Below are 8,173 nucleotides of genomic sequence, written 5' to 3'. Positions count from 1 at the left end.
CGAGTCCCGTCCAGACCGCCAACAAAAAAAGCATCATTTTATTCAAATGATGCTTTTTTTTGTTACACGAATTTCCTCTTCTATTTTTTTAGTTCGTATTGCAACGCTCCCGAAGGACAACGCTTAATCTGATCAATCAGTTCCGCTGTGCTTGCATTTTGAACCGTAATCCAAGGCCTATCTTTTGGATGGTATACCTGTGGCAAACTTTGAACACAGACAGCGGCGTGTTCACATCGCTCAGGAATCCAAAGCACAGCGATCTCCCCATCATTGGGGTGATCATATCTAACAATCCTTTCTTCCATAATAAAAATCTCTTCTGAAATACTAATGTCAATAAGAACGATTTTGTTTTACGAAATCGGACGTCTCCGTTTGATCATCCTACTGACACGATAGAGCATAAAAATAGCCACGATAGAGAGTAACACGACAATGACACCCAAGCTTGGGTAATGCTCCAATGGGCTTTCCTTCGTCTGTTGAACAATGATCACACCGGCAAGTGACGCTGCTACTCCCCCAGCCAGCTGCTGCAGGGATGAGCTGATACTCATAAATGCGCCCCTGTCTTTCATCTCGGGAACCGCACTGATCAAAGCCGAAGAAGGTGTCATACGGCTCAGGATACCGGCCATCATCAATATATTCAAAAAGATAACCAGATAAAACGGTGTAACTCCCAGATTGGTATAAATCAATACAACGACCATCAGCCATATCGAAGCTAGCGCAAAGATTTTAAATTTATCATAGCGGTCACTCAATTTCCCAACGATAGGCATAATAATCAATGAGGCGACACCGGATATCATAAATAATAGGGGCAATTGTTCATGACTAACTTTCAGGTTATTGACGGCAAAGGCACTTCCAAAAGGCATCATCATATAACCACCAATAGAGAGCAGCGCTGTCGCGAGAAAACCAATGCGATATTCCTTTTGCGAGAATGTTGACCAAAGGTGTTTAAGTGCAGATTGATGTTTCTGCAGGCCGATATGTGCAGTAATAGGAATCAGTTTAACCGCAATAATAATGACAATGACCAAGGCCATCACAGCGATCCACAGGAAAGCACTATGCCAGCCCCAGTTGTTTGCAATATACAGGCCTATTGGAATCCCAAGTACCTGACTGGCGCCAAAGCCCATCTGCACAAAACCCATGACGCGCCCTCTTTGTTGCAGCGTAAATATATCGGTAATGATAGCCATCGAAATCGACCCAATGACACCACCAAACAAACCGGTCACCACACGGGCAGCAACCAAAGTCCAATAGTCATTGGCGAAACTGCAAAAAAAGGTTCCGATGATAAAACCCGAGTAAAAAAACAGCAAGAGCTTCTTCCGGTCGAAGCGATCGGCAAATCCCGCCGTCAGCAAACCCGATGCGCCTGCACTAAAAGCATAGGCCGAAACCGCTACACCAAATTGAGCTGGTTTTAGATCGATGGCCTTCATCAAAATATCGCCCATCGGTGACATCACCATAAAATCAAGCACGACGGTAAATTGTGTTATTGCCAGCAAAAATACAACGAGTTTTTGGTACGCCGTAAATGGGGCATTCGCCTGTTGGTCTATTTCCATGTGATAATGATGATCTTGGTTTGAACTGAGTAAAAATACAGAAGCGTCCGAACATTCTACGCAATAAGGCTATAAAAATTATTCAATATACTTTTTGACAGCTTTAGGGCCAATTTTCACCAAACCTACATGAGGTAAATAGCCCTGCCGCCGACTTTTTTTAGCCCCTTAGTATCCTTTTTGCTTTAGCGATAGCTGGGGCTCAACCGTCAGTCTTATCATGCAATAAACGCGCGCAACTGGTTTACTTAACACCTATTGAAACCGTGGAAGCAGCTGCGTTTGCTGAAAGCTGACCCACAAAATAAAAAAGCCAGCACTTGTGTTTCAGGTGCTGGCTTTGATCGCTTTTAATGTATTTTTTATTCGGCAATAACAGCAAATTCTGCGCCTGAAGCGAAATCATCGCCACGCTGCGAGCTCAATGCAGTAAAGCGGATATAACGTCCCTTGACAGGCTTTTCGAACCGAACGGTTTTGAGCTTCTTATTCCGTTCGAATGCGCCCGACATCACGTCTTCCCAGTTTTTACCGTCTTGACTCACCTGAATCTTATAATCCTTGATATCACCATTTGCGCCATCCGGTCTCGGCAAAAATGTAAAACCTTTGATCGTCTTCACACTCGCCGCATCGAAATCAACCCAATGCGGATATTGTGCGACAGTGACTGAATACATCGTATGCCAGATCGACGAAGGATCTCCATCCAATAGGTTCTTGGCATCACCTTCACCGGTCTCCTGGCTGGAAGCAAAGACCACTTCCATCGGAACCGTCTCGATCTTGCTGTATTGTTGGGTTACTTTTAATTTTTCATTTCCCCGATACCAGGCCGTTATTGTTCCGCCCTGACGCAGATCAAAAGAATTCTTATAAATGTTTGCTTTTCCATTGTTCACCGTATACAGTACGGTCTCCGCTTTATTTCCCGAAAGAATGGATACCTCACCTGTTGAACTTCTGGCAAAAGAAATGGGGCCATCACCTGCGGTAGCCACCTGTGCTTTGGCCAAGTAGTCATTTTGTCGCACCGGACGGATAATAAATCCTATTGACGTGGGAACAGCTTTCACACGGTCTTTTTCCAATGGCGGCCCTTGACCGCAACTATTACCGCCGAGACCAGTGACCGCAGCGTCCAGGTGTAAATGCACACCGGAACTCTTTGGTAGCTGATAAGGGTGCGGTGCAAATGTCAATTCCAGTTCGCTGTATTCCAAAGCGGACGTCGCAAGATGATCTTTCGCAATAAAGATCGCTCCTTGTCCATCCGTATTGGTCAGGGATGTCCAGCGCACATCCTCATTATTACTCATATTCTGCGGATTGGGCCATGATACGAACTGATCTTTTACTGTACTTTTATGCAATTCGATAAATTGTGCCGTTTTACGATCCGCATAGTTATTGATCGGGCCACGTCCATAATAGGTATAGTTGCCAAATTCACCCGGCAATTGCAAGGAATAACCCAGTCTTGCCAATACGACGCTTGCATTGTTCGAAGTGATACTAGATGACAATTCAATCGAACCATCCTGGTATATCGTCCAGATCTGATTGCTCGTAAACTTGAAATCATCAGTACCAAACGGTTTATCCGTAAGCGCTTTGAGTGTATATCTTCCAGATGTTCCACCTAACAATGAAGCACCATAGGGAGCCTGAGACTCAATCGTAAATGCCAAAACTACTGTCCCGTCTTTCTTCGTATAGCTATTTGAAGATAAAACGTTATGTTTTAAGTTGTGCAAACCCTTTTCAAACCATTGCTGATAAGCCCAGTTATCGTTATCAACAGGCGCACGCAAAGCATCCAGTTTAGGTCCTTCGCCGTCACGAATAATTTGCTTGCCAGCATAAGCCAAACTGTAGATTGACCCAGTCTTATTGTCAAATTTTGCGACAAACTGATCCCCTTTCACAACCTGAAGCTCACCTTCCTTGGAAAGTACGGGATTTTCACCTTTGGCAACAGTCGAAATCAACGGTTTATTTTCTGCGGCTTTGACAAACAGCTGCTCTTCCATTTGGACAAAGCCCCTATTTGCCCATGGCTTATCCTCGTTGAGCAGAAATTGAACCTTGACAAAATATTCAGATCCCGCATCCAATTTAGCATATTCGATCGGCAGGACAACCTGTTTTTTCTGACGTGCTTTGGGCAGATCAGCAGTGACTATTGTACCTGTACTTCCGGCAACAGCTATCCCATCTTTGAACAGTGACCATTGAACCCGATAGTCACTAAGATCTTTGAAATAGTTTTTATTGAATAGCTCAATTTTTCCCTGTTGAATATCAATGGCCTTAATACCAACATTTTGATAAACCTTTTTAACCTCATAGTATTGCGGTTTGGGTTTCATATCGGCAAAGATTAACCCATTGTTGACAAATGTACCATCATTCGGCTTGTCACCAAAGTCACCACCATAAGCCAAAAACCGTTCACCTGTCTTTTTATCGTAATAATACATCGCTTGGTCAATCCAGTCCCAGATTGCTCCACCCATAAAGAAGTTAGTCGATTCGATGGCTTCCCAGTAATCAATTAAGTTGCCGACGGCATTTCCCATCGAATGCGAGTACTCGGAGATATGAAAAGGGTACTTCAACTTGTAGGTTCCTTTGACAGCCCCTCTGACCCAGTCAATAGATGGATACTGATTTGAGCCCATATCCACAATCGCGTTGTTACGTTCGTACTGGACAGGTCTTGAGGTATCTATTTTTTTGATCGCATCATAAGCCGCTACAAAATTATCTCCGGGACCAGCCTCGTTACCAAGCGACCAGATCACGACAGAAGGATGGTTGATAGTAGCATGCACCATTTCGATATTCCGTGCTACATGGGCATTTTTCCATTCGGGAACATGAGAAAGCGATTCCTTTCCATAATAGTATTGATGGCTTTCAATATTAGCTTCATCCTCAAGATAAATGCCGTATTTATCACAGAGGTAGTACCAATAGGGCGGCTCCGGATAGTGTGAATTACGCACGTGATTGATATTGGCGCTTTTCATCAGCTTTACTTCGGCTTCCATCTGCTCCCTGGTAACGACTTTTCCATGTTCAGGATTCGTCTCATGGCGGTTCACACCTTTCAGTTTAACCGTTTTTCCGTTGATGTAGTAATAACGTCCGGCAAGGCCAAATTCGTCATCAGACGCCTTGGTATCTTTAATTTCGACCTTCCGAAACCCGACATAAGTGGAAACCGTTTCAATCGTTTTATTTTTCCTGTCCTTCAATTCGGCAACCAAGGTATACCGATAGGGAAGTTCAGCGGACCATTTATCCGGATTTTTTACAGTTAATGTTGCTTCGATGCTATTCGAAGCCTTCGCATCCAACTGTGGAACAATAGCAGACACTTCAGCCCGATCTACCAAGGTATTTTCATCGCTATACAGTTTATTCTTATACAAGGAATAAACAAGGGTATAACCATCAGCTTTCTTACGGCTCAAATTACGGACGGTACCGGTAATTTTCAGGGCACCATCCTCATAGCGGTCATCCAATGTCGGAATCGCTGCCAGATCACGAATTTGGACTTTAGGAGTTGATGTCAGAGAGACATCCCGAAATATTCCCGGCAGGCGAAACATATCCTGGGCTTCCAAGAATGATGCGTCAGAGCTGCGGTAGACTTCTACCGCCAACACGTTCTCCCCTTCTTTTTTTAAGAAAGGAGAAATATTAAAGGAAGCAAGGTTTCTTGAATTTTTTGAAAAGCCAACATATTTGCCATTCACCCAAAGGTAGAAAAAGGAGTCTACCCCGTCAAAATTGAGAAATACCTCGCGACCGTCCCAATCCTTCGGAACGGTAAAATTACGGCGGTATGAGCCGACTTCATTACGGTATACATAAGTCGTCCAATCTTGTGGCGGCGTACGCATCACCCCTCCACGCCAGTCATCCACCTTCACCTGATGTTGAAAAATCACGCGCTGGTTGGTGTAAATAGGCACACCATATTTTAAGCTGCCATCCTTCTGAATACCGAAGATGTTCCAGCTCATTGGAACAGGTACGGATTCCCAAGCATTGACATCATAGTTAGGATCATAGTTAGGATCATAAAAATCTTTTGGCCGTTCTTCCGGTGTCTTTACCCAATTAAACTTCCAGGAACCGTTGAGCGAGCGCCAAAAGTTACTATGCTCGGGAAGTACTTTTCTCGCAGTTTCAACGTTTGAAAAGGAGAAGAACGAAGCGTGTGGCAATTCTTTGTTGAGTGATAATAACTGTGGTGATTCCCATTCATTACCTTTTGGAGATAAGATATCTTCATACTGGAAGCCTGCTATAGGAGCTGTGAATGACTGTCCTGTCGTCGAGGTCGAATGAAGGGACAGCAACGAAGCCAGTAAGGTTGGAAAAATAACGGATTTTCTTAACATCATGTATTTAAGCATTTTAGTTCAGGAAACCAAATGTAACTTCATTTTAGAGGAATAACAAGCAGATTATTAAAGCACTCGATTGCGAAACTTTTTTGATACATAAATAAACAACGGATGATTCAAGGGTCATTTGAAAATCGAAGCAAAAACAAATGCTTTCGGTTTCAGGGAATAAGCAGTATTTTTGGACGTAGATTTCGCATTAAACAAATAAAAGTTTACGTTTGAAAATATTTTGAAGATTTTCATTTTTCAAAGGGTTACAATTTAGGCATTAAGGTATTAATAGGTGAGTAAATTCAGTAAATCAGTCCTGCTAGAAAATGATGAGCAGATCATTGAAGGCCTCAAACAAGGCGATAGCTTGGCGATAGATAGTATCTATAAACGATATTATCCATCCATAAGCCATATGATACTGCAAAACAATGGAAGTGAGGATGAAGCAAAAGATATCTTTCAGGAGGCTGTAATTGTGCTCTACGATAAAGTTGCCAAAGGTGACTTTGAGCTCAGCAGCAAACTCAAAACATATCTTTACTCGATTTGCCGAAGGCTTTGGCTTAAGCAACTCAATCGTGCTGGTTTTGGCAATAGTGACATTAGCGGTTATGAAGACTCTTTATTTGAGGAAGAAGATTTACAACAGCACCAAGAACTTGAAAAAAAGTTCGATCAAATGGAACTCGCGCTAGAGAAAATGGGGGAACCTTGTAAGACGATCTTACATGATTTCTATATCTTAAACCACTCGATGCAGGAAATCTGTGAAAAATTTGGTTATACCAATACAGATAATGCCAAGACTCAAAAATATAAATGTCTACAACGGCTGAAAAAAATATTTTTTTCAACAGATTAAAATTTGAGTAACACCATGGGAACAATGAATCAAAAAGAATTTTTCGAATTGGCTGACCAATATCTGCGCGGGGAATTACCTGCAGCGGAAAAAGCAGCGTTCGAATCTTTTTGTGCTGAAAACCCTTCGTATGCTGCCCAATTACAACAACACCGCAACTTTGTTGCCAATATGAAAGAAACTAGCCAGAGGCTCGATTTCAAAAAGGTATTGGCTAACTCAGCCAAGGAATATCATACATCCCAAGGTCCGACCGCAAAAGTGGTTCCGATAAAACAATCTACCGTTATATCACTTTGGGAACGGATCAAAGCAAGCTCTTTAGTAGCTGCAGTTGTGGCAGTATTTGCGGTATTTGGCACTTTATGGCTTAGTGGCTATTATAGCAACCTGGAAAAAGCCTCTTCGGATTACAGCGCGTTGCGCCGCGACATGAATAATGTCAAAAAGAACGTCAATGCACATAACGCCGCAATAAAAGATATCAACGATAAAAAGTCGGTTAAAAGTAGCGAAAGCCAATTTGGAGCAACCGGTTTTATGTTGACAACAGATGGCTACGTCGTAACAAACTATCACGTCGTCAGTGGGGCTGATTCCATTTATCTGCAAAATAGTAAAGGGAACTCCTACAAAGCGCAAGTTGTTCACACCGATGCCAGCAAAGATTTAGCAATCCTATATATTGCCGATAAAAACTTCAAAAAGGCCAAAAGCCTGCCTTATACCTTCAAAACGTCTACTTCGGATTTAGGAGAAGATATCTATACAATCGGCTTTCCACGTGATGAAGCAGTATATGGACAAGGATACTTAAGCTCGTCAACAGGTTACGCAGGTGACACGATCGCTTATCAAATATCCGTTCCGGTCAACCCCGGAAACAGCGGTGGCCCCGTATTGGACAGCAGAGGCAATGTGATCGGTATTATCTCCGGTAAACAAAGAGGAATAGACGGTGCTGCTTTTGCCATCAAAACCAAGTCAATCATGAATGCGCTTGCTGATATTCCGAGCGACTCATTAACCACGGGCGTAAAAATCAATAAAAAGAATGCTTTGGCAGGTTTACCAAGAACAGAACAGATCAAAAGAATACAAGACTATATTTATATGGTTAAGGTCTATTAAGACTGTATCTTTAATGCTTATAAAAAGGGCGGTACGTAAGTATCGCCTTTTCTTTTTTATCAAACGCTGGTTAAAGGCTGGATCCGGTCATTTTCAAAAGGAATTCCCGATTCATCTTGTATAGGAACGCTCAAAATGATGTAGTCCAAAAAGAAACA

At 42.6% G+C, this 8,173-nt stretch carries 5 protein-coding genes; 2 read left to right on the top strand and 3 right to left on the bottom strand.

The features are described from left to right. Positions 1-80: 80 nt before the first annotated feature. The 3 genes from B4G94_RS13865 to B4G94_RS13855 all read right to left on the bottom strand — a co-directional run bounded on the left by B4G94_RS13865 (position 81) and on the right by B4G94_RS13855 (position 6,022). Positions 81-308: a (4Fe-4S)-binding protein gene (locus B4G94_RS13865; protein ID WP_286859579.1), complete on the bottom strand. Its 228-nt coding sequence runs from the start codon at positions 306-308 to the stop codon at positions 81-83. A gap of 48 nt (positions 309-356) precedes the next feature. Continuing rightward, positions 357-1,598 carry an MFS transporter gene (locus B4G94_RS13860; RefSeq protein WP_286859577.1) on the bottom strand — a complete coding sequence of 414 codons (1,242 nt, stop codon included), beginning with the start codon at positions 1,596-1,598 and terminating at the stop codon, positions 357-359. Positions 1,599-1,960: 362 nt separating this feature from the next. Then, positions 1,961-6,022: a glycoside hydrolase family 2 TIM barrel-domain containing protein gene (locus B4G94_RS13855; RefSeq protein WP_286859575.1), complete on the bottom strand. Its 4,062-nt coding sequence runs from the start codon at positions 6,020-6,022 to the stop codon at positions 1,961-1,963. A 289-nt stretch (positions 6,023-6,311) separates the two neighbouring features. On the opposite strand from B4G94_RS13855, the gene B4G94_RS13850 reads away from it, so the two are divergent. Further along, positions 6,312-6,884: an RNA polymerase sigma factor gene (locus B4G94_RS13850; RefSeq protein WP_286859573.1), complete on the top strand. Its 573-nt coding sequence runs from the start codon at positions 6,312-6,314 to the stop codon at positions 6,882-6,884. A gap of 15 nt (positions 6,885-6,899) precedes the next feature. Continuing rightward, positions 6,900-8,015 carry a S1 family peptidase gene (locus B4G94_RS13845; RefSeq protein ID WP_165305546.1) on the top strand — a complete coding sequence of 372 codons (1,116 nt, stop codon included), beginning with the start codon at positions 6,900-6,902 and terminating at the stop codon, positions 8,013-8,015. Positions 8,016-8,173 lie beyond the last annotated feature (158 nt).

Source organism: Sphingobacterium sp. UBA7625 (assembly GCF_002484085.1).
In the GTDB taxonomy this organism is placed as follows: Bacteria; Bacteroidota; Bacteroidia; order Sphingobacteriales; family Sphingobacteriaceae; genus Sphingobacterium; species Sphingobacterium athyrii.
This window is presented reverse-complemented; position numbering and strand designations above follow the sequence as displayed.

What these genes read in the sequence shown, in the direction of transcription:
- B4G94_RS13860 (WP_286859577.1), bottom strand. Translation starts at nt 1,598, where the DNA reads ATGGAAATAGACCAACAGGCGAATGCCCCATTTACGGCGTACCAAAAA.
- B4G94_RS13855 (WP_286859575.1), bottom strand. Translation starts at nt 6,022, where the DNA reads ATGATGTTAAGAAAATCCGTTATTTTTCCAACCTTACTGGCTTCGTTG.
- B4G94_RS13865 (WP_286859579.1), bottom strand. Translation starts at nt 308, where the DNA reads ATGGAAGAAAGGATTGTTAGATATGATCACCCCAATGATGGGGAGATC.
- B4G94_RS13845 (WP_165305546.1), top strand. Translation starts at nt 6,900, where the DNA reads ATGGGAACAATGAATCAAAAAGAATTTTTCGAATTGGCTGACCAATAT.